The organism is Acidaminobacter sp. JC074 (genome assembly GCF_022496765.1).
Lineage (GTDB): Bacteria > Bacillota > Clostridia > Peptostreptococcales > Acidaminobacteraceae > JABXKX01.
The window spans coordinates 1-22,695 of sequence record NZ_VANV01000005.1 but is presented as its reverse complement, the minus strand read 5'-3'; the positions used below and the strand labels follow the sequence as shown (position 1 = coordinate 22,695).

Sequence of the window (22,695 nt, the reverse complement as noted above, 5' to 3'; positions counted from 1 at the left end):
ATGTTAGACCTTTTTGTTATACATTAAACTTCTAGGAGGGGTGTATGTTTCATTTAGAAGAATTATTGAAAATGAAACCAACAGTTGAAGCTATTGAGAATCTTTCTGCATTAGAAAATGGTCGAATTGGAGAAACGGCATACGTAATTGAAAAAACCATTCATAGATCTAATGACTGTTTTGTATACTATGGTAGAAACTCTGTCACAAAACAAAGAATCGTCATAAAAGAGTTTTTCCCAATGATTGATTTTTCCTATATGGGTGTTTCTATTCGTTTAGAAAGAGACGGAACTATTGTTAAACTCGTAGATGAGGCTGTTGAGAGTATAAGGGTGCTGAGTAATCTAAAGAAGTATTATAAAGAATCATCTCTTATGATGAAAAGAATGTCTTCAAAGTATGTTGTCAATGTTTTGGATGTTTTTGAGTGCAATGAAACAGTTTATACTATCATGGAATACGTGCCTTATCCAAACTTAAAACAGTTTATAGAATATAAGAAACTTTATCCAAACCAAGCAAAATCATTGTTCGAAATGATTCTTCACGGCGTTGAACAACTACATTCAAAAGGATGTGTTGTAAAGACACTTTCTCCTTCCAGCATTTATATAGCAGAGAACCATGTCATCGTAGGTGATTTCAATGGCTTAAAAAGATCTTACTTTGTCAGTCAAAATGACGATGATATTTATATAGCACCAGAAGTGACCAGTGGTGGTATTTTAACGGAAACAACAGATTGCTACTCATTAGGCAAAGTACTTGAGTATTTACTAGGGCATGCGGAGTTTTATACAACAACCATCCATAAAAAGATGCAGCCTGATAGATTATCTTATTTGATAAAAAAGGCGGCTGAAAGAAATCCTTTAGACCGTGTTCAAAATATCACTGAGTTTAATAATCTTTTAAACCATAAGGTTGTAGATAAGAGTAAGACCTTTGATGTTTTAAAAACTTTTCTTGCCATACTCCTCGTTATGGTAGCCATTTTTATGGTTAGAAAGTCTGGTATCATTGATATGATTCCCAAGCCAGTCAAGGAAGCTGACGCAGTAGCGGAAACAACATATACTTCTGATTTTAAAATGATTACCAAAAGAAGTTCTTTTGAGTTTAATGAGAAAAAAGTCATAAGATGGGTAGATTGTGAAAGTTCGTGTAATTTCAATATTGTATTACAAGGGAACGATGTCGATTACCGTCTAGTAACCCATATAACTGCCATTGATTTGACTGGATTTTGCTTAAATCCAGGTTCTTATAAACTTCATATTTCAAATGATGCTTCAGAGGTCCTTACTTATGAGTTTTACATAACTAAAGATAGCAAGTTTGCTGATGAAAGCCCTGAAATAAGTCTAAGAAACTATGCTTTTTATGAGTCTGAAGACAAAAGTATTTCTTGGGAGAACCGTGGCTTAGTAAGGGTGGTAATGCTTGAACTAGGTAGCCTTGAAATCATCAGAGATATGTACACAGAACATGTGTCTTTAGACCTTGGTAAATCACTTCCAAAGGGAGATTATATGGTTTCTGTACAAAAGAAGGTGGATGACTTAAATTCTGCTTTTAGTCATGTGTATGTTAAAATATATTCAGATGATGAACTGAAAGCGCCTGTGCTGAAGATGGAGGATGATTTTGTTTTTTCAAAGAATGATTTAATAGAATGGCAGCCATTTGAAGGGGGTATGATTCACATTAGATTGGTCCATGAAGATGGTTCTTTTGCCGCCTTTGAAGCCAGTGCAGAAACGGGTTATATTCAACTGGATGAGACGCTTTTAAATGGTCAATATGAAATCTTTGCCACACATATTTTAAATGATCGGTCATCACATATTGTCAACAAATCCATCTTATTTGAGAATTGATGGCTAAATAGACAGTCATACGGCTAAATGGACATGATATATTGAAATAAGTCTGTTCTTGATTATAATGTAAGCATTAATGTCAGGGGAGATGTGTTATGCAAAGTCAGTATAAAAACCGCAGTTTAATGGAATTATACAGCATACTTGAGGGTATGCTTTCGCAAGATATAACGTTGAGATATCCAATGGAGTTGAAGAATATGCATCAAGGGATTGCTGCAAAGATTTGTACTCCTTCGGAAAATTTGACGTTATTTTTTTATCCTGGTCATCCAGTATCGCAGTTTAGTGTTATTATAAACGGTATGAGATATATTTATCCTAAACGTTTGCTACGATTTAAACGTCATCACGTAGGTGATCTACTAAAAGTCATTGGTGATGATGATAGAATGCGTGGCTATTCAAAATGTATAGAAATGTATCTTACAGCTATACTTAAAGAAGGGGATTTATACAATATAGAAGTTAAATCGTCTTAGTATAGACTTTTCTTATCAATGGCTGTAAAGTTATAGTAAGGAGATGTTTATGAGAATCCATTTGTACACTTGCAAAAGTGATTATGAAAAAGTTCTCGGACTTCTTTGTGATGATATTCATCATAGCATTGAGGTAGATTGCATCACAGATTGTCAGCTTATTAATGCTGCTGTATCAAATAGTTCGGATTTGTTTGTACTAGATGACAGATTGTATGATAAAATGAATCGTGATTGTGTCGATCTTATTAAATCAAGTCAAATAAAGTTGATCGTGCTTCTAAAGGAAAAAATGAATGTCAAAAGATACCTTGCTTTTAATTTAGTTGACTATTTCGTTTCTCCTCTTAATTGGGATGATATAGATGAACGTTTAAGGGTAGAATATAGAAATTATCAATTTCTCAAGAAATCAATTGGTCTAGGATTAGAAGAAAGATTAGTTGTAAAAACACCTTCAGAAATATATGCAATACAGTATAGCGATATACTATTTCTAGAAAAAAATCAAAAAGTGACTCGGATACATACATATGATAAAATTTATGAATGCCATGATTCTTTAAAACACTTGCTCATTAGTTTACCAAACGAGTTTATAAGAATACATTCTTCTTATGTGGTAAACTTCAATAATGCAAACCATGTTTTAGATATAGGCAATAGGACTTATCATGTAATATTTGATGATTATGATGAATGTGCTGTAATGAGTAGACAAAAGTCTGAAGAACTCTTAGAACATGCTGTTAATCATTATCGAATGAGTATCATTGATGTCGATAAGAAAGGTTAATGAATTGTTTGAGTTTTTAACAAAAATATTTACAGAAGAAATCAGTGTATTTCTTATGTCTATGATGCCTATCGTAGAGCTTAGAGGCGCTATTCCACTTGGTGTAGGATTGGGAATGGAGCCTATAAATGCTGCAATTATTGCCGTTGCTGGTAATTGTTTAATCGTGCCGATACTATTAAAGATTATTAATCCTCTCTTTTATCATTTCAGAAAATTGGAGGCATTAAGAGGATTTGTGAATCGCTATGAGGAACGTGCAGCAAAAAAAATTGGTCATTACAGAGAATATCGATTATTGGGTTTGTACCTTTTAGTAGCCATACCTTTACCCATGACTGGTGCTTATACAGGATGTGTGGCAGCGGTTATAACAAAAGTAAGCTTTAAAAAAGCATGTATAGCCATTATGGCTGGTGTGATCACAGCAGGATTCTTAGTTTATCTATTAAGCTACTATTTTCATATAATGTTTCTGGCGTAGTTACTACGTCTTTTTTATTACCATAAAAATCCAAAGAATGTAACGATTTGACTATACTATTGTAAAATTATAGATATAATAGATAGTAAGAAGGAGAGATACGATGAGGGTATTGGTATTTTCAGAAGATAAATATGTAATTGACACCATTGCTTTATGTCAAAGTGAGGACCATGATGTTTTCGTCACACAAGTTACTTACTCAAAGATTAAAAGTCTAGGTATGTTAGGTACACAAGATATTTATGTCTTTGATTATAATTACATGGATAGAGTTGATAAAGGTTATTTAGACCTTTTAAAGAAACTACAGGTTGAAGTTGTTGCATATGTTCAAAAGATGGACCACCTCTCATTCTTTATGGGATACAACATGGTTGCTTATTTCTGTGGTTCTATTTCTCTTAAAAAGATGGCAGAGTACTCTCAAGAAATATATAGTAGACACTCTCTGATGAAGAAAATTAAAGAAATCCATAAATCGGATAAAATTATTAGTAAAAACAAGTCAGAGGCTGTTGTTTTAAATATTGATAAGATCAACTATGTGACGAGAGAAAGAGACTTGATGTACTACTATTCAGATGATAGAACTTTTCTGAGTGAGGATCATTTTGATAAAGTCATTTCTATGTTACCTGAGTACTTTGTCAGGGTAGATAAGTCTACTGTCGTTAACTTTTCAAAGGTAAAGGAAGTTTCCAAAGTTTCTAGTAAAAAGTTTAAAATATGGTTTGAAAATGGGATTCACCATACTTATGCGACAGATTATCCAATAAAAACACCTTCTGAAGATGTTGTAAAAAGACATCAGGAGGCCTATGTTATACAGTCTATTATGGAGACAAGTTCGTGAAAAAATTATACATGATATTGCTGCTATTGGTTCTAGTATCACTCTTTTGGTTTTCTAATCAAAACGGTCAAATATCAACCAGTCAATCGGATGGCGTTTTAGATGGATTAAGGATTCAGACATCTTCCTATGAAGAGCATAGGAATTATACCTTAATCATACGAAAAACAGCCCATGTTTCAATATATTTCATAATTGGTATCCTAATATACCTAATTATAGAAAATCCCAAATATGTCCTAATAGGGGTTTTTCTGATTGCTTGTAGCGACGAGCTTCATCAGCTTATGGTACCAGGAAGATCAGGTAGGATCTTAGATGTATTTATTGACCTGTTTGGGGGCTTATTAGCTATAGCGGCATATAATTTAACATGTCAAATTAAAAAGAAGCTGACTTCAAATTGAAGTCAGCTTGATTTTTATTTATCTAAAAATTGATAAATGATTGTTGCAGCTTCTGCTCTTGAAGCTGTGTTTTGAGGTTTAAATGAGTTATCTGGGTAACCTGAGATAATCTCATTAGATTTCATTGCATAAACAGCAGATCGTGCATCTTCAGTAATAAAAGAATGATCAGAGAATGGTGTATCTTGAGTTTCTAAATTGTCACCATACTTGATTTCATAAGCTTTGTTTACTAAGACAGCCATTTCTTCTCTAGTTATTGCATCTGTAGGTCTGAACTTGTTGCCCTCATGACCATAGTATAAACCATTTGCCTTAGCAATTGCTAAGTATGATTCGTACCAACCACTAGCATCTGAGAAGTTGATGTTGGCTTCTTCATCTAAACCTAAATGATTGATAAGCATAGTAACAAACTCAGCTCTAGTAATTGTGCCATTTGGATCATAAGCACTTTCACTCTTACCGCTTACAATACCTTTAGCAGCCAGTGATGTGATGTAGTTTTTAGCCCACATATCAATATCTGTAAATGATGTTTCATATTTCATAACAGAGTAGATTGAGAAGTGAGGTGCTGTAAAGATGATATTACCATCTTCGATAGTGTAATCAAGTTTTGTCCATACACCATTTTCATAAACACCAACCATTAGGCTGTCAGCATCTACATCTAAATCGCCTATAGGGAATGACAAACGTACATTCTCAAGAGATTGACCATTAGAGTTTACTGTTAAGTCCATAGTTTTTAAGGTCTCAACTTTACCATTTGAAGTTTCTTTAGATAGTGGAGTTTTAACTTCATCACGCTTTACGTTTAAGTTTTCCTGAACTTTATCAATTAATGCATTTGGAATTGTAAATTTAACATCTCCAGCTTCTACTGCTAAGTCCATATCTGTTTGAGCAAGGTGCTTAACAGTTTCAGGATCAAGCGTCAATTGATCTGTTGCTTTAACAAGAATACTCGGCTTAACTTCAAGATCAGCATCATTCAATGAGTTCTTCACTAATGCTTCGACTTGCTCAATACTTTTGATTGCCTTGTTGATATCAGAAACTGTAACAGTTTCTTTTTCTATGGCAGTCTTTTCTTCATAAAGAGAAGTTACCAAACGAGTCATTGATCTTTCTAATGCTTTCTTTTCCTTTTTACTTAAATCATCTTGGTCTTTAAGTGTATCATATGAATTGTCAAGCATGTCTCTAACAAGACTTGATGCTTCAGACACAGACATGTCTGTCATGTTGTCTTTTACTGCATTGGTCATATCAGCTACTAGATCAACAGCATCTTCAGGCTCAAGAACTTTAAGTGTTTGATTAAGTGCTTTATTGACATCTTTAAGTTCATCAGCTGTTGGATCTTTAAGCTCATCTAACATTTTATTAGCAGAATCTTTAAGAACCTTCTTTTCTTCCTTAGAAGCATCCTTGCCTGCCTTAGGAATTTTGTCCTTTATTTCTTCTTCCTTATCTTTTTTAGGCTCTTTTTCTTTTTTAGGTTCATCGTCATCGTCATCGTCATCGTCTTTTGGTCTAGGAGGATTAACCGTTAAATGGGCACTAACAGAATACTTATCATCTGCGATACCTTCTATATACTTAGTTGATGGTTGACGGATATCTATGTTACTAAGATCCCAAACTACAGGTAACAGGACTTTTGTTCCATCATGCTTAGTCGCTTCTATCTTCTTTGGCAATGATGGATTCGTCCCATACTCTGTTGTATAAGTTGTGTTAAATGAACTGACGTTAATCGATTTGATTTCATCAGAAACTGTTATCATATGTGCACAACGACCTTCACTTAACTCAATGTTCAAACTGTAACTTCCAGATGTATTTGGAGCATTGTAATTGAACTCAAACTCATTGTTGACAAGAGCCACATCAAAGGTATCAATAATCTTATCGTGTACATCTCTTAAAGAATAGGTGATTGTATCTTTATCAGTCTTGTAATAACCTCTTCCATTGATTGTTTCACTGAGTCTAAATGATGATTTGTCCATAGACAAAGAATAATCATCTTCGCTTAAAGTAATTTCAATAATATAGATATGGTTAGGTAATTCAAACTTTAATCGGTAAGTACCGTTTTCTACATCTGGATATTTAACAGACAAAGAGGCTTGACCTTTATCATCTGTTCTAACTTGACCAAAGTTTAAAAGTGCATTGCCGCTTTCGTCTTTTAAGGTATATGGTACATACTCATAGGCATATGGCTGACCATCTTTTGTGATTGTGATGGTGCCTTTTATAGTCTGTCCATTGGATATGTAGCCATCAATGTCACTCTCAAGATCAAAATCTGATTCTGCATATACAAATGACATAGTGAAAAGCAGGAGTATGATTAATAATATTTTTTTCATGTTTCCTCCTATTCAATCACAATTTCAATACTTTTTTCAGGCGATAAAACTGTTGGATTAACTAGAGAAGTCCAGTAGTAAGCAGTTACTTTATAAGTACCACTTTCTAAACCGCTTGTGTCAAAGCCAAAACCAGCTTTATCATTATTTGATTTAACAAATGATGAGAATCCTAAGCGAACTGGTCGGTCATTTCTTGTTACCTTGAATAAAACAGTACCTGTGATTTCATTTAAATCCGAGCTTGTTTCAACTGTTACATTTACAAACTCATTTTGAGAGAATGTTTGTTTAGCTTGATAGCTTAAAGTCGTAGTTTGTAAAGCTGTTAACTGGTGTCCTTGGCTTTGAACAGTGATGTTATCAAGAGAATCAGGATTCAATCTATATGATCCATTATATTCTGATAAGTTACCTACGACATCAATAATATCGTCTACCTTAAGTTTTGCTTTAGCATCATCATAAGTTTTGCCACTTCTAGAATCAACTTTTATCTTTAATAGGTTGTTATCTTTTACAGCTTCTATATAGGTATTGTCGAAATTGTCTGATGTTATTTTGCCAATTCTATAACCTACAAGTTTTACAAGTTGTGATTCTGTGCTATCGTTAATCAAGCTATGAGTAATCACTTTTGGTTCAGGCATTGGAACTGAATCCAAAATTTCTAAGTTTGATTCTTTTATTTGGAACTGACCGTTACGGTCTTCTGTTTTACCTGTAATCTTTAGATGCGTACCTTTTACTATATTGGTATCAAAATCATCGTCTTTTAGATGAATGTATCCACCACCAGTGTCATCCTGGAAGTAGAATGATTGATTACCATATCCACCAATTGTAGTAGTTACAACAACATCAAGAATAACATCTTTATTTGGATCTAGAGCTCTGGCCTGAGCTACAGTAATTGGATCATCTGATTTAACAACATAATTATATGTGTTCACATCACTAACCTTGTCACTTAATACAGCAACAGTTTTAATAGTCATGTTCTCAGAAATTGTAATAGCTTCAGTATACTCTGTGTTATTTGTAAGTGTAACTAAATCTAATGTATCACCCTTAGTATAGTAAATTTTAACCCCTGGTGTTTCAGAAGTCAGTGTTACTTTTGAATCTTTATCTACAGAACCTATTGCTGAAGCTTCTACAGGAGCAACCTTGGCTGTAATTGTATATGTTTTTACTTCTGATAAAGAGTCACCTTTTTTAGCAACAGCTTGAATAGTCATTGAATCTGTTACTGGAATTGGTGCAGTATATTCTTCGTTATTAGTAATTGTGTCTAAATCTAAGTCACCTAATGAATAATAAATTGTTGCTCCATCAGTCAGTGTTGATAACTCAAGTGTCTGACCAATAAATGTATCATCTGAATGATTAGATGTTACTGGCTCAACAAAACCTTCTGGTGCAAAACCAGCAATTGCTACCATTACAGGATCATGATCACTGTGTCTAACATCTTTCGATAAAGTTGAGTTGATATTAATAACATCAACGCGTGTATCATCTAACATGTTATCAGTTACTAAAATGTGGTCTAGAACTTGTGCGTTTCCGCCATACATATAAGTAAACTGTTCGCTTTTATGTAACTCATTAATCATGTTATTCAGTACGTCACCAGCCAATGCTTTAACCGGAGCTGAATAATGGAAGTCATTCATATCACCCAGAACAACAACTTTTGCATCTGAGTTTGCTGCAACAATGCTATCGACAAAATCGTTTACTAATTGTGCTTGAGCAGTACGTTTTTCAGCAGAGTGTAATTCTGGTAATTGTTTATTTCCGTAGATGCTTTCATCGCCACCCTTTGATTTTAAGTGATTTGCTATAACAATGATGCTTTGTCCATTGAATTCAAATTCTGCAGCAAGAGATTTTCTAGTACCATCAAATGCAGGATCTGTAGCTGCTATACGACCAGGATTTTTAGCTAAATGACCATCTGCATCTACTGTAACAGTTTCAGTAGAACCACCTTTAGTACCATCTTTTAATGTCACTCTAGCTGGATTATATAAGAAACCTACACGAATGTTACCTCCAGGTTGTCCACCTTCGGTGTGAAGTACAGGATTAATATCCGTCCATTCGTATCTTGGACCACCCTTATCTAGGATTGCCTGAATAAACTTTGAATAAGTTTCTGAAGCATCCACAACTGTTGAACCTTCTTCACCTTCATGACTGTCATTGTCTTGCACTTCAACAAGACCTATGATGTCAGGTGACTTCATACTATTTACTATTTGATCTGCTATGCCTTCAGTTTTCTTACTACTATCTTTACCACCGTGGTTGTAAACATTGTAAGAAGCGATGGTTAACTCGTTAGTTGAAGTTTCGTATTTGAATACGTCGCTAACAGTCCCTTGCTCTTCAGGGGCTGTTACATCTTTACTTAAATAGATATTATATGCTGCCCATTCATAATCGATAACACCAAAAACTGGTGCTTCAAGTTTATCTCCCATCACAAATCGTTTAGCGTTTTTTAAAGCGCCGTAATCACCAGCACTGTTTAGGATGATTTTCTCATTATTTGAGTCATTTTCTGTCAATAATAGACCATTGTGACTGTTAACATCACCGTCTTTTATTGCAACAGCTAAATCGTCAGGAACAACAGTTATAACTCTGTTTACATATGGTCCAACAACCACAGGATTATTTACGGTTACATACATACCTTCAAGAGATTCATAAAAATCAATTGCAAATGTAGTAGGGTCATATGTACTAAAATCCTCAGATGATACTTGATCGTGCGGTACTATTCTTCCGCCTTGACCTAAGACAATCGGTGTTGGTAAAGCATTTTCTTTGTTATCATTTGATATTTTCCAAGCTTCGATTGATGTTACTGAAAGTTGATTACTTTCATCATAAGCGTGGAGGGTATTTTTCTTAATGTTTTCAAAGACAGCTCCATTAACGGTTACTGAATTACCAGGCTTAACATACTCATCTGTAAGGACAAAAATACCATCTGAAGTAGTTTCGTCGTTGTCAGATGTAGTTTGCATGTAAAAGCCTTTAATTGTTTCGCCATAAGAATCGAATTTATAACTCAATCTTTTAGTAACAATACCAGTTACATTAGTTACAGCCTTTTCTTCAAATGGAGAGATATGACCTTGACCTTGTATTTCTTGAATTGTTTTATCTCCAACACTATCAATAACTTTTAAATCAATTGTTTTAATAACACTATTGTTTAATGTGTCATGTGTAGCAACTGCCTTAATTGTTACATCTTCTGTAACTTCAAATGGAGCCGTGTATAATTGACTTGATGAAGTGGGTTCGCTACCGTTAAGTGTATAATATATTTTCGCATCTTCAGTTGATGTAGTTAATTCTACTTTGTCATTTCTTTCAAAATAATTAAACTTTGCATTTGTTTTAATTTTATTTACTCTAGTTTTATCTTCAATGATAAAACTTTCGTCTTCTACATAAACAACGTAGTTTCCATATTCATAGTGTACATAACCTGTAATATAATCATATGTAAGACCTTTGGTTAACCAAGATGTTTCAGCTGGGTAAACTTCTGAGTTGTCTGCAAAAGTAAATTTACCATAAGAAATATTGCCCATTTCAGCATTTTCTAGTGTGATAAATTTTCCTTCTAAGCTTTCATTTAAGGCACCAGAGTGCTTTGTAGGTACGACTTCATGACTGCCATCATTGATTTTTACGTCTTCAGTTGCTGCTATTTCAATATAACAGAAACCATAATCTTCTTTAAGAACACCTTTAAGCTCTACCTCTTTCCCCGCTTCAAGGCTTACATCATCAGGGACCTTAATGCCGATACCAGCCGTGTTGTCTTCTCCGTAGATATACTTGCCTGCTTGACCAGTAACAATAACTTTTATGTCGACTGGTGTGCTATCACCTGTATGGTTATTTCTAGCATCAGCAACTGTTGAAAATACCTTGTCTGTTGTAACCTGGAAATCTAAAACTGTTTCATCAGAAGCTTCTAGGCCATCTTTAGTAGCTCTAACTCTAATCGTGAGATCTTCATTAATAATGAATTTGCCGTCAACTTTTAAGATTTCAAAATCAACATAAGCTTCATAGTCACTTCCGTTATGAGTTGCAACTTCTATTTTTGCACCATCTGTATCTGTAGTAAGTATGAGTTCCGTACCAGCTTGAACAAGACCTGTTGCTAGGTTAGAAGAGACTGGTTTACATTTGGTTTCTTCAATGTTGCCATGCTTACCTAAGTCATCTAGATAATCTTTTGCATGAACAATCCATTCACCATTTTCACTAGGATTTTGAACGCCAGTTTTACCTGTGGTTACATCAAGTTTTCTTACAAATGTCTTATCTTTTAGTATTGGTTTTCCAATGTCACCAATTTCATCTATGACGACATCATTTCCATCAACTACTTTCACCAATGATACAGTATCATCACCATTTACTTTACTCATGCTGCTGCTTGGCAAATCAGTATGAATCTTGTATGGATCAATACCATTAGTTTTAGAAACTACAAAAACATCACCATGAGCCAACAAAGTTTCACTGTTTGCAAGCGCTATGTAAATAGGTTTTTTAACTTCTCCACTAGTAAACCAGCCAATTTTAATCTTATACTGACTTAAATCAACCGATGAGCCAGTACCATTAAATATTTCTACTGCCTTATTATCGTTGCCGCCTCCTTCGATGTACTCTGATATGATTAGATCGCTCGTTACCTCTGCATGAACAGGTGCGAACGGAATAGAGGTTATTAATATCAGAGCGATTAATAACCTAGATAACCCTTTTTTCATTTTAGCCTCCCTTTAATCTCTTCTATTTACCTAGTGCAACCATTCTATTATATATAATAGGTTTGTCACTAGCTTAATTGACTGATTATATAAAATCTTCATAATAATATAACAAACAAAAATGGGAAATGTGCAATGATGGTTTACATAACTTATGGCAATAAAAAAACAGCATTAAGTTTGCTGTTAAATACCTTAAAAAAAATATGTAAATATACCTGTTGCATAGATTTACACCTCCAAATGTTTGTATATGATTAATATATATAAAATCAGTACTTGTATATTGTACCATGACATATGACATTATGTGAAGTTAGATTGATATAAAAATTCATCTTTGAATAGAAAAAACTAATGTATAGAGAGTCAAGGATAGGTATATTGAATGTGCTGTTAAAATTTCGAGTAATATGTTTGAATGAAAACGTTTTTTTAACGTCAAATTTATTTGACTGTCCATAGGGGATATGATAAGGAGGTATGCTTAAGACCAAGTAACTGATTCTGTAAGATCTACGTTAAAATCTTATAAAATAATTGAAATATTTTGTTTTGTAAGCTTCACAAACCACTTTCTAAATGAGATTATATGGTTCGATTTATGAACATTTTGATTGAAAGTTGACTATTTGCTAGCAGAATATTTCGTATTCGCCATATATGTTACAAAAGCTTAATAAAGAAAACGTTTCTACAACGATAAAATGTAATACGTTATGAAACATTTCCAGTTAAGAAAAATTTAATATCCATGTCGAATTTTATTGTTTTATATCTAATTTTATTGGCAATATTCTGAATATTCATTGATATTCTAATGTTTTTTGAAACGAGAAATAAATCGATAAAATATTTATTTTCCTGTCAAGAGGAAATGTGTCATTTGTCATAACAAAAGGCATCATATAAAATGGGTTCGTAGTCTTTTTTTATAATGATCTTAAATTATGGTAACCAATCCTTTTATGTTCTAATTGGAAATTAATTAAATATTTAAGAAATTATAGAAAAATTCAATTTCGTATTGTATTGTGCATATGTAAATAAGGGGGGATATTTAGAGCACGTCAAAACATTGGAATGTTAACTTATAGGAGGCTAATAAATGATAATGAAACAATTAAGAAGATTTTTAGTTTTCACATTGATTCTATCACTTGTAATGAGTAATTTCGTTTTTGCAGACAACGAGACTGTCGTTATTACAGATGATGTTAGAGAATTAATGTATGGAGAAAAGTCAAAAATCTCTGAAAATTTGGTTGACTTAGATTTGTCATCAGATGATCAAGTAAGAATAGTAATTGAGCTCGAAGAAGAGCCAGTAATCAAACATGCTACTGCACAAGGTGTAAAAGTGGCTGACATGCAACAATCTCAAATTGATTCAATTGTGAGTGCAATTGCAGAAGAAAGAAATGAAACATTAAATGAAATGTCAAGCGAGTCTATTGAAGTGACTGTATTAAATACATATGAAAATGTATTCAATGGTTTTTCAATGACTGCTAAATATGGCGATATTGAAAAGATTGCAAAACTTTCAAACGTTAAGAGAGTTTCTATTTCTAAAGAATATGCTTTACCAGAGCCACAAATGACAAGCTCTTATACTTACACAAAAGCTGATATTGTTAATAAGCAATATAAGTATACTGGTGAAGGTATGGTTGTTTCAATCATTGACTCTGGTGTGGATTATACACATAAAGATATGAAAGTTGATGCTGATACTCAAGTAGCTTTAAGTGAAAATGAGATCATTGGTATTATTTCTACTGATAAACTACCAGGCAAATATTACACTGAAAAAGTACCATACGGTTACAACTATATGGACAGAACAGATGTAATTATTGATTATCAAGCAGATACTGATATGCATGGTATGCACGTTGCTGGTACTGTAGCTGCTAATGGTGAAATCAAAGGTGTTGCACCTAATGCGCAACTTCTTGCTATGAAAGTATTCTCAAACGACCCTGCTATTGCAACAACTTATGGTGATATCATGGTTGCTGCTATGGATGATTCTGTAAAGCTTGGTGCTGATGTTATGAACCTTTCTATTGGTGCAACAGCACAATGGGTTGATCATAATGATCCTGAGCAAGTTGCAGTAAGAAACGCGACTGAAGCAGGTATTGTTATGAGTATTTCTGCTGGTAACTCAGCATTCTACGGTAATGGTAATGATAATCCACTAGCAAAGAATCCAGATATCGGTGTTGTAGGTTCACCTGGTTTATCAGTAGAATCTATTCAAGTTGCATCTTCTGATAACTACTCAGAGTTGTATGAATTAAATGTGGATGCTGATGGTCTATCAACACTTAACGGTTATGGTGCTGATAGATGGGAAGACAAGACTTATGATCTTGCAACTATCGGTGGTAAAGTTGGTAATCCAGAAGATTTTGAAGGTGTTGATGTAAAAGGTAAGGTAGTTTTAGTTAAGCGTGGTGCTTTATCATTCTATGACAAGACGGTAAATGCATTAAATGCTGGTGCTGCTGGTATCATTGTATATGACCATGGTTTAGCTGGTTTCTACTATAACCAAGGTAACTGGGCTGAAATTCCATTCATGATGATGCCTAAAGAAGATGGTGAAGCTTTAGAGGCTGCTATTGCAGGTGGTCTAGATGAGTTTACAGTGTCTTTAGGTTATGCTCAAACGAATCCTACTTCAGGTTATATTTCAAGCTTCTCATCTTGGGGTTCTACGCCAAACTTAGACTTTAAACCTGAATTAACTGCTCCAGGTGGCGATATTTACTCAACATTAAATGATGATAAATATGGTAAAAAGAGTGGTACATCAATGGCGGCTCCACACGTTGCGGGTGGTGCGACATTAATCGCAGAAAGAATTAAAGAAGAATCAATCTTCCCAGCTGAAGTTAGAACAACTAAAGATGGTGCAAGAAGTCTTTTAGTAAAAAATATCTTAATGAATACGGCACTTCCAATTGTTGATACTGACAACTATGGTGGTGAAAGTTATCAATCAGTACGTCAACAAGGTGCTGGTAACATGAACTTATTATACGGTGTAAAGACAACTGCTGTTGTAACTGATTCTACATCTGGCGTAGCTAAGGTTAACCTTGGTGAAGTAGCAGAAGGTTCAACAATTGACTTTACATTAAGAGTTAAAAACTATGGTAATGCTGAGCTTAAGTACAACGTTTCTGCTATGGCTCAAATCAACACAAACTATGTAGATAAGGCAGGCAACAATAGAAATGCGTTAACTACAGAAGAAATAAAAGGCATTAAAACAACAATCACTGTTGGTCAAGAAGAATTAGATGGTTTATTAACAGTACCAGCTGAAGGCGAAGTACTGGTTAATTTTGAAATGGACCTTGAAGAAGCAACTATGTATGATGGTTCAGACATTATGAAAGCCTTCCCTAATGGTAACTACATCGAAGGTTTTGCATTCTTTGATCTACATGAAGAATCATTAAGTACAGGTAAAGCGGACGCTAAAACAGCTTACGATGCTGCTAATGCAGAGCTTACTAAATTAGCTGAAGAGCTAGCAACATTAGAAAAAACTGCTGAAGCAAAAGCTGAGGCGATCACAGAATTAGAAACAGCAATTGAAACTTTAAATGCTGATATCGAAACATTAAAGACTGATAATGCTGATACAATCACATTGGCTTCATCTTATGATACTGCTAAAGAAGCATATGAAACTGCTCAAGCAGCTTATGATGAGTTAGTAGCTAAGCATGATGGTCTTGACGGTAAGACAAAAGAAGAAATTGAAGCTTCTAAAACAACTGCTGAAGCTGAATTAGTTGTTTTACAAGCAGAACTTAAAGCACTTACAGATGCAGTAGAGGGCTTAAATACTGCTAAGTCTGAAGCTGATGCTGAGTTAGCTACTGCTACTCAAGCTGTAACAGATGCTGAAAAAGTATTAGAAGATGCAAATGCATTAGAAGATACTGATGCAACAAAAGCAGACAAAGTTGCTGCAGCAACTACTGCGCTAGAAGATGCTAACGAAGCTAAGGCTGAAAAGCAAACTGCAGCAGATGATGCTCAAGCTGACATCGATAAGAACACAGCTGATACAAGTGCTAAGAATGAAGAAATCGCTGCTAAAGAAGAAGTAATCGAAACATTAGCAGGTCAATTAACAATTGTTGAAGATGTTGTAGCTGCTAAAGAAGCTGTAGATGCTGCTAAAGTTGCTATGGACAATGCGAAAGCAAACTTAACTCCAGAAGTTGAAGCTGCATACACTGCTTATGAGGCTGCTAAGTCACAGAAGCTTGCTGAAATCGCTGAAAAAGAAGCTGCACTTGTAGCTGCTAGAAATGCGAAGGATGAGGCAGATGAAAAAGTTGAAGAAAAGACACCTGCTTATCAAGCACAAGTTAAATTAGTTGCTGATAAGAAAGAAGCTTATGATAATGCTGTAGAAGAGTACAACATGGCATTGCCACTAAGTGTACCATTCTTAGGATTCTATGGTGATTTTGGTGATGCACCTGCAATTGATGCACCTTTCCATTCAGATGATTCATTCTATGGTTTAACAGGTTTATTAGACAAAGATTACAACTTCTTAGGTCAAAGAGGATCTGAAAAGAGTGATGATTTAATTGCAATCTCACCTAATGGTGACGGTTACAATGATTTTGCAACACCTATTCTTTCATTCTTAAGAAACATGAAAGAAATCAGCTACACAATTGAAAATGAAGCTGGTGACACAGTAAGAACTTTAGGTATGAATGATATTCAATCTAAAGACTACTTTGATGGCAAAAACGGTAGACAATACTCTATCTTAAGCCAATACAACTTTGATGGTACTGCTGGTGTAAAAGTAGACGAAGAAGGCAACACAGTTGCTAAAGTATTACCTGACGGTCAGTACACATATGTTATCACTGGTAAGTTAGATGATGCTGAAAAGACAGTAAAGAGATATGAAATCCCAGTTAAAGTTGATACTACAAAACCTGTGATCAAATCAGTATCACATGATAAAAAGGCTCAAACTGTAACGTTTGACATTACTGAAAATGGTTCTGGTGCACAAGTATTTGTACTGTTAAACAGTAAGTACGAGCTTGTAGCTAAATCATACACAAACACAATTGATGTATCAGAAGTTGAAGCAGGTACTATAGTTATTCCAGTTGTTTCAGATATGGCAGCTAATGAGGCCATTGGTTCACCATTACTTCTTAATGACACTCAAAAGCCTGAAGTTACATTAAACGTAGATGCATTAGAAGTATACACAGATTCTGATTTAACTTTCACAGGTACAGTAATTGATTTCTTAATGCCTACATTAACAATCAATGACACACCAGTTGAAGTTGCTAAAGATGGATCATTTAAGTACAAACATGTTTATAAAGCAGATGGTTTACAAAGCTTACATGTTGTAGCGACAGATGATGATGGTAATGAAATTGAATTTACAAGAGATTTCTACATTGACTCTGCTGCACCAGTGATGGTTGTAACGCCTACTGGTTTTGATACAACAGATACTGTTGAGTATGTAGCAAGCACAGTAGAAAAAGTATCATTTACTGCTAAGATTGATGAAGCAACATTCCCAACATTAAAAGTTAAGTACAATGGTGATGTGGTTTATGATGTAAGCGAAGATTTTGTATCTTACAAAGAATTAATGCAAGCATCTGAATATGAATTCACTAAAGAAGTAACACTTGTAGAAGGCGACAACATCATTCAAATTCTTGCAGAAGACGTGGGTGGTAATGTAGCTAAGTTTGAAAAGAAAATTGTTAAATTAGCTGAAGGTGAACAAGCACCAACTAACTTTGAAGTAACTGAAGCTACTGTAACAACTCCAGACAACGGCGTATCTTTTGACAGAGCATTAGATTACTCATTTACTGCTAACAAAGCAGGTACATGGTCTATTGATATCATTGGTTCTGACGATGCAGTTATCAAGACATTAACTCATGATTCTGCTACAACTGTAACAGGTAAGTGGCATCCAGAAGCTGATGTTGTTCTTGGCGGTGAGTTTACAATTAAGGCAACTGTAACAAGTGGTGAAGAAACTGCTGTTAAAGAAGAAGTATTCACAGTGAACAACTACAAGATCGATATCGTAAAAGTAGGTCATCAAATCGTTGATGGTATGTTAAGAGTAACTGCAGATATTGCAAACTTAAATACTGGTGACGAAAACGGTACTGTAATTATTCAGTTAAGCAAGGAAAATGGTTTAACTTTCAGTATCAACACACTTGACTTTAACTTAGGTGATGAAGAGACAACTGTTGTTACAACAGGTGTACAAGCACCAGATGAAGATGTTAAGGTTGAAGTATTTGTATGGACTAGCTGGTCAACTCCAGCAGTTATGGCTGAGAAAGACGGCTTAACAATTACAATGGATTAATAATGCGAAGGGGCTTTGCCCCTTTGTATTTCAAATGAGAGGAGTAACAATGAAAAGGTTCATATCGTTAATACTTATATTTGCGATGTTTTCTTCTCTAGTATTACCAGCATTTGCTGCGTCAGATTATAATGTGGTGATTTCTTTAGATAAAGACGAATATGATCTTTATGATAAAGTTAACCTGTCTGGGACATTAACTGGTGATGGCAGTGTTGAGAATGTGTCTTTAATGTACAAACTATTGGTTAATGGTTCTCAAAAGACAAGTGGGGAAATAGAAACAACAAAGGGTGGCAGTTTTGAAATGGACTTTGTCATCTCAGATTACGGTACTGGTAGTGCTGAAATCAAATTCATAAAGTTAGGTGATTTGGTAGGATCAAAAACCTTTACAATAGGCAATCTTGCTAGAACAACTTTAGAGATTGCAGAAGACGAAGTCGCGCTAGGTGATGATGTTGTTGCGAATGGTTATTTAGCCAAAGATGGCCAAGCTGCAGGTAACGTAACTGCAACATACAAGATTTTAAAAGAGAGCAAGATTGTAACCAGTGGGCAATTGAGTTCTGAGTCAAATGGCTCTTATTCTGTTCCAATAGGGACAGATGGTTACGATTTAGGTGTTTATACTTTTAAGTTATTCTATGATGGTGAAACATACTCAAAATCTTTTGATGTAATTGCTGAAGAAGCTACTGTAACGAATTTAACTATAAAAAACAAAGTATCTGTAATGACTGTTGGTGATACTTTGACGCTAGATACTGAAGCGGTATACAGTGATAGTAGTAAAAAGACAGTAACGCCAAGTGTATCATCAAATAATGATGCTGTGACTGTATCTGGACAAACTTTAACAGCAAAAAAAGCTGGTCAAGCAACAATTACTGTTTCTTATGAAGGTCAAACAGATACAATGACTATCAATGTTTCTGATGTTCAAGCTTTTGAAGTAACAACAGATAAAGCTAAATACGATTTGGATGAACAAGTAAAAGTAACTGTTTCAGGTGCGGACACTGCATACAAATCAGTAGTTTTAAAGTTCTTTGACGGTGACAATAAGACTATTAAAACAATGAACGAAACGATGGGTTCTGGTGCAACAACATTTGCATTTGACTTAGACGAATCCATGTCTTCTGGTACCTACAAGGTGTTGGTTACCTTATCAGGTAATGATGTAACACATTCATTTGAAGTTACAGATGAAGGTCATGGTTCTACAGTAGATCCTGGTGATGGTTACAAAGATGGGGAAGATGCGACCGTTACAGGTATTCTTAAAGATACATATGGTAATCCATTAGCAAATAGACCGGTAGTTTTACATCTTAAAAAAGATGGCGATGTTAAGACTACTACTCAAGTAATTACAGATAGCAAGGGTGTTTATACGCATACCTTTAAGCTGGTATATGGTCAAGGAACTTACACTGTAGAAATGAAGTTCGGTGGTAAAACAACTCAAGTACCATTTAATGTGGAAGAAGCTGCGGTTAACAGTATTAAATTTGTGAACACTTCAACGAGTGTGAGAGTACCAAATTCTATTACTTTACAAGTAGAAGGTACTAAAACTGATGGTACAAAAGTAATCCTTAAAGCATCAAATGGTGTAAAATATTCAGTTTCAAACTCTAGAGCATCAATATCTGGTGACAAACTGGTTGCTAAGAGTGAAGGATCTGTTGTTGTTACAGCTAAGTATGAAGGTTTAACAACAACTCATACTGTAACAATCAAACCAAAGTCAACTTCTACAGGTGGTAGTTCAGGTGGCAGCTCAGGATCTAATCCTGGTTCTGGTGGCAGCTCAGGTTCTACGCCAAGTAAGCCTAAGGATGAAACGGATGTACCTGACGAAACACCTCAAGCAGGTGATTCAGACCAAAAGGCAGAAGAGAACAAAGAAAAGGTTGAAGAAGTTAAAGAGGACATCGCTAAATCAGAAGATCCAGCTAATGATGTGGGTGATTTAGCCAAAGAAATGAAAGAAGATCTAGATGCGATGGATGACAATGATGCATCTGAAGTTGTAGAAGATCTTGTAGAAGTTGCAACGGATGTTATCGAAGATCAAGATGTTACTTATGAAGAAGCTGAAGAAATGGTAGAAGATATCATTGAAAATGCAGTTTCATCTGTAGAAGAAACAAGTCAATCTACTGAAGCTAAGGTAGAAGAGATGGCTGAGAAGCTGGTTCAAAAAGCGGGTACTGTGACAATCATTTCTGATGAAGTACCGCAAGCTATAGAAGGCAAAGAAAAGCCAGCAGTAAATATTGACAATACGTCATTAGAAGCAGCGATGACTAAAGCCAATGAAGCCATGACGTCTCTTGAGACAACTCTTAAAGATAATGGTCTTTCTAAAGTTGCTGCATCAGTAGAAAAACAAGTATCTATAAAGGTAGAAGCATCACAAGATATGGACCTTGTTTTAGGACTTGAAAATATCCAATCTCTTAAAAAAGAAGAATTTGGTGTAACGGTAGATGCAAATGGTTTGACCATGACATTGCCAAAGTCTCTAATCGATACATCAAAAGAAGAAATTGTTGTTTCTAAAGCTGTATCTGATAAGACTTATTCAATTCAAACGACTAATGGTACTGTTATTGTTGAAAAAGTTCATGATCTAGATGTTCGTGTGGACAACAAAAAAGTTGAAGGACAAGTTGTCTTATCTCTTCCAATAGGTAATCATGCTGCGGATACAATTATGGTTGGTCTCTATGAAAACAATGCATGGACAAAGATTCCTTTTGAAATTAAAGGTGACCGTGCATACTTTACTGCACCACACTTTAGTGAGTATGGTTTAATGGTTTATAAGCCTTCATTTGAAGATATTGATATGTGGGCTAAAGACTATGTAACTTCATTAGCTGCTAAGGGTATTGTAAGCGGTAAAAGTGAAATGGCCTTTGATCCTAATGGTACAATTACAAGAGCTGAGTTTGCGACAATTCTTGTGAATCATTTAGGATTTGAAGATACAGTAAACTCTAATTATAAGGATGTTGAAGAAGGTAAATGGTATTACAACCATGTGGCTCGTGCAGGCATGAACGGCATTAATGCAGGTACTGCAAATGGTGAATTCAGACCTGAAGACAAGATTACTCGTGAAGAGATGGCTGTGATGTTAACACAAGCCTATAAAGCTAAGTATGGTGTTGAAATGACAGGTACAGCTGATCAATTCTCAGATCATTCTAGCGTATCAGAATATGCAAAGGAAGCTGTTTATGCAATGAGAAATACAGGTATTATTTCTGGTTACCCAGACAATACTTTCAAACCTCAAAATACAGCATCTAGAGCTGAAGCGGCTACTATGATGTACTTATTCCTAGAAGAGTAAAAAAATTCACGGCAGAACATTCTGCCGTGGTTTTATTGTAAAAAGAAAACCACTGGTTCGACCAGTGGTTCTAAAAAGCTTTAGCTATGAGCGGTGTTTTTACCTCCTTATGATACGATTAAGATGGTTCGCCAACCAGAATAATTGAATCATAAGGAGGATCCGAATATATGGATATGAATAGTTTATCACATACAAAATGGAATTGTAAATATCACATAGTGTTTGCACCAAAGTATAGAAGACAAGTGATTTACGGGAAAATAAAAAGTGATGTGGGCAAAATAATAAGGAAATTATGTGCGCAAAAAGGAGTAAATATTCTTGAAGCGACAGCGTGTCCAGATCACATCCATATTGTAGTAGAAATACCGCCAAAGTTAAGTGTGTCCAGTTTTATGGGATATTTGAAAGGGAAGAGTTCTTTAATGATTTTTGATAGACATGCTAATTTGAAATATAAGTTCGGCAACAGACGCTTCTGGTGCCGGGGCTACTATGTCGATACAATCGGTCGGAATGAAAAACAAATTAGAGAGTATGTAAAAAATCAGCTACAAGACGATATTGCAGCTGATCAAATAAGCCTAATGGAATACATTGATCCATTTACAGGTGAAAAATCTAAAAAGAAGTAAAACTCATATAAGAGACTGCTTTAGCAGTTGCATGTGAGCGTAAGCGGTTGGCGGACTTTTCAGAGAGCCTTAAGGCTCAAGCGTGTCCCATGCCCTTATAGGGCTGAGCAAACTACCCGCTGAGCGGGTAGTTTTGATT

The 22,695-nt window shown here is 34.9% G+C and carries 11 protein-coding genes; 9 read left to right on the top strand and 2 right to left on the bottom strand.

Annotated features, from left to right (window positions below):
- Window positions 1-44 precede the first annotated feature (44 nt).
- From EZV73_RS06160 to EZV73_RS06135, 6 genes are all read left to right on the top strand, one after another.
- Window positions 45-1,883: a protein kinase gene (locus EZV73_RS06160; protein ID WP_240839347.1), complete on the top strand. Its 1,839-nt coding sequence runs from the start codon at window positions 45-47 to the stop codon at window positions 1,881-1,883.
- A 98-nt stretch (window positions 1,884-1,981) separates the two neighbouring features.
- The gene (locus tag EZV73_RS06155) at window positions 1,982-2,368 is read left to right on the top strand and encodes a hypothetical protein (RefSeq protein ID WP_240839346.1); all 387 of its coding nucleotides are present in this window, start codon (window positions 1,982-1,984) and stop codon (window positions 2,366-2,368) included.
- 49 nt (window positions 2,369-2,417) lie between these two features.
- The gene (locus tag EZV73_RS06150) at window positions 2,418-3,164 is read left to right on the top strand and encodes a LytTR family DNA-binding domain-containing protein (RefSeq protein ID WP_240839345.1); all 747 of its coding nucleotides are present in this window, start codon (window positions 2,418-2,420) and stop codon (window positions 3,162-3,164) included.
- Complete coding sequence (locus tag EZV73_RS06145) at window positions 3,145-3,648, top strand: small multi-drug export protein (RefSeq protein ID WP_240839343.1); 504 nt, start codon at window positions 3,145-3,147, stop codon at window positions 3,646-3,648. The genes EZV73_RS06150 and EZV73_RS06145 overlap by 20 nt, the downstream gene beginning before the upstream one ends.
- A gap of 103 nt (window positions 3,649-3,751) precedes the next feature.
- Window positions 3,752-4,504 carry a LytTR family DNA-binding domain-containing protein gene (locus tag EZV73_RS06140; RefSeq protein ID WP_240839341.1) on the top strand — a complete coding sequence of 251 codons (753 nt, stop codon included), beginning with the start codon at window positions 3,752-3,754 and terminating at the stop codon, window positions 4,502-4,504.
- Complete coding sequence (locus tag EZV73_RS06135; protein WP_240839339.1) at window positions 4,501-4,911, top strand: VanZ family protein; 411 nt, start codon at window positions 4,501-4,503, stop codon at window positions 4,909-4,911. Before EZV73_RS06140 ends, EZV73_RS06135 begins: the two co-directional genes overlap by 4 nt.
- A 14-nt stretch (window positions 4,912-4,925) precedes the next feature.
- On the opposite strand, the gene EZV73_RS06130 is transcribed toward EZV73_RS06135, so the two are convergent.
- Together EZV73_RS06130 and EZV73_RS06125 are read right to left on the bottom strand one after the other, a co-directional pair.
- Window positions 4,926-7,298, bottom strand: a complete 2,373-nt coding sequence (locus EZV73_RS06130; protein WP_240839337.1) for an S-layer homology domain-containing protein — start codon at window positions 7,296-7,298, stop codon at window positions 4,926-4,928.
- Between the two features lie 8 nt (window positions 7,299-7,306).
- Window positions 7,307-12,118: a chitobiase/beta-hexosaminidase C-terminal domain-containing protein gene (locus EZV73_RS06125; RefSeq protein WP_240839335.1), complete on the bottom strand. Its 4,812-nt coding sequence runs from the start codon at window positions 12,116-12,118 to the stop codon at window positions 7,307-7,309.
- A 1,108-nt stretch (window positions 12,119-13,226) separates the two neighbouring features.
- Between EZV73_RS06125 and EZV73_RS06120 the strand changes: the two genes are divergently transcribed.
- The 3 genes from EZV73_RS06120 to tnpA all read left to right on the top strand — a co-directional run bounded on the left by EZV73_RS06120 (window position 13,227) and on the right by tnpA (window position 22,556).
- Window positions 13,227-18,545, top strand: a complete 5,319-nt coding sequence (locus EZV73_RS06120; protein WP_240839333.1) for a S8 family serine peptidase — start codon at window positions 13,227-13,229, stop codon at window positions 18,543-18,545.
- A 49-nt stretch (window positions 18,546-18,594) separates the two neighbouring features.
- Window positions 18,595-21,918 (top strand): S-layer homology domain-containing protein, encoded by a 3,324-nt coding sequence (locus EZV73_RS06115; RefSeq protein WP_240839331.1) that lies wholly within the window; start codon window positions 18,595-18,597, stop codon window positions 21,916-21,918.
- A gap of 170 nt (window positions 21,919-22,088) precedes the next feature.
- Entirely contained in the window at window positions 22,089-22,556 is a 468-nt protein-coding gene (tnpA, locus tag EZV73_RS06110) for an IS200/IS605 family transposase (protein WP_240839329.1), read from the top strand.
- Window positions 22,557-22,695 lie beyond the last annotated feature (139 nt).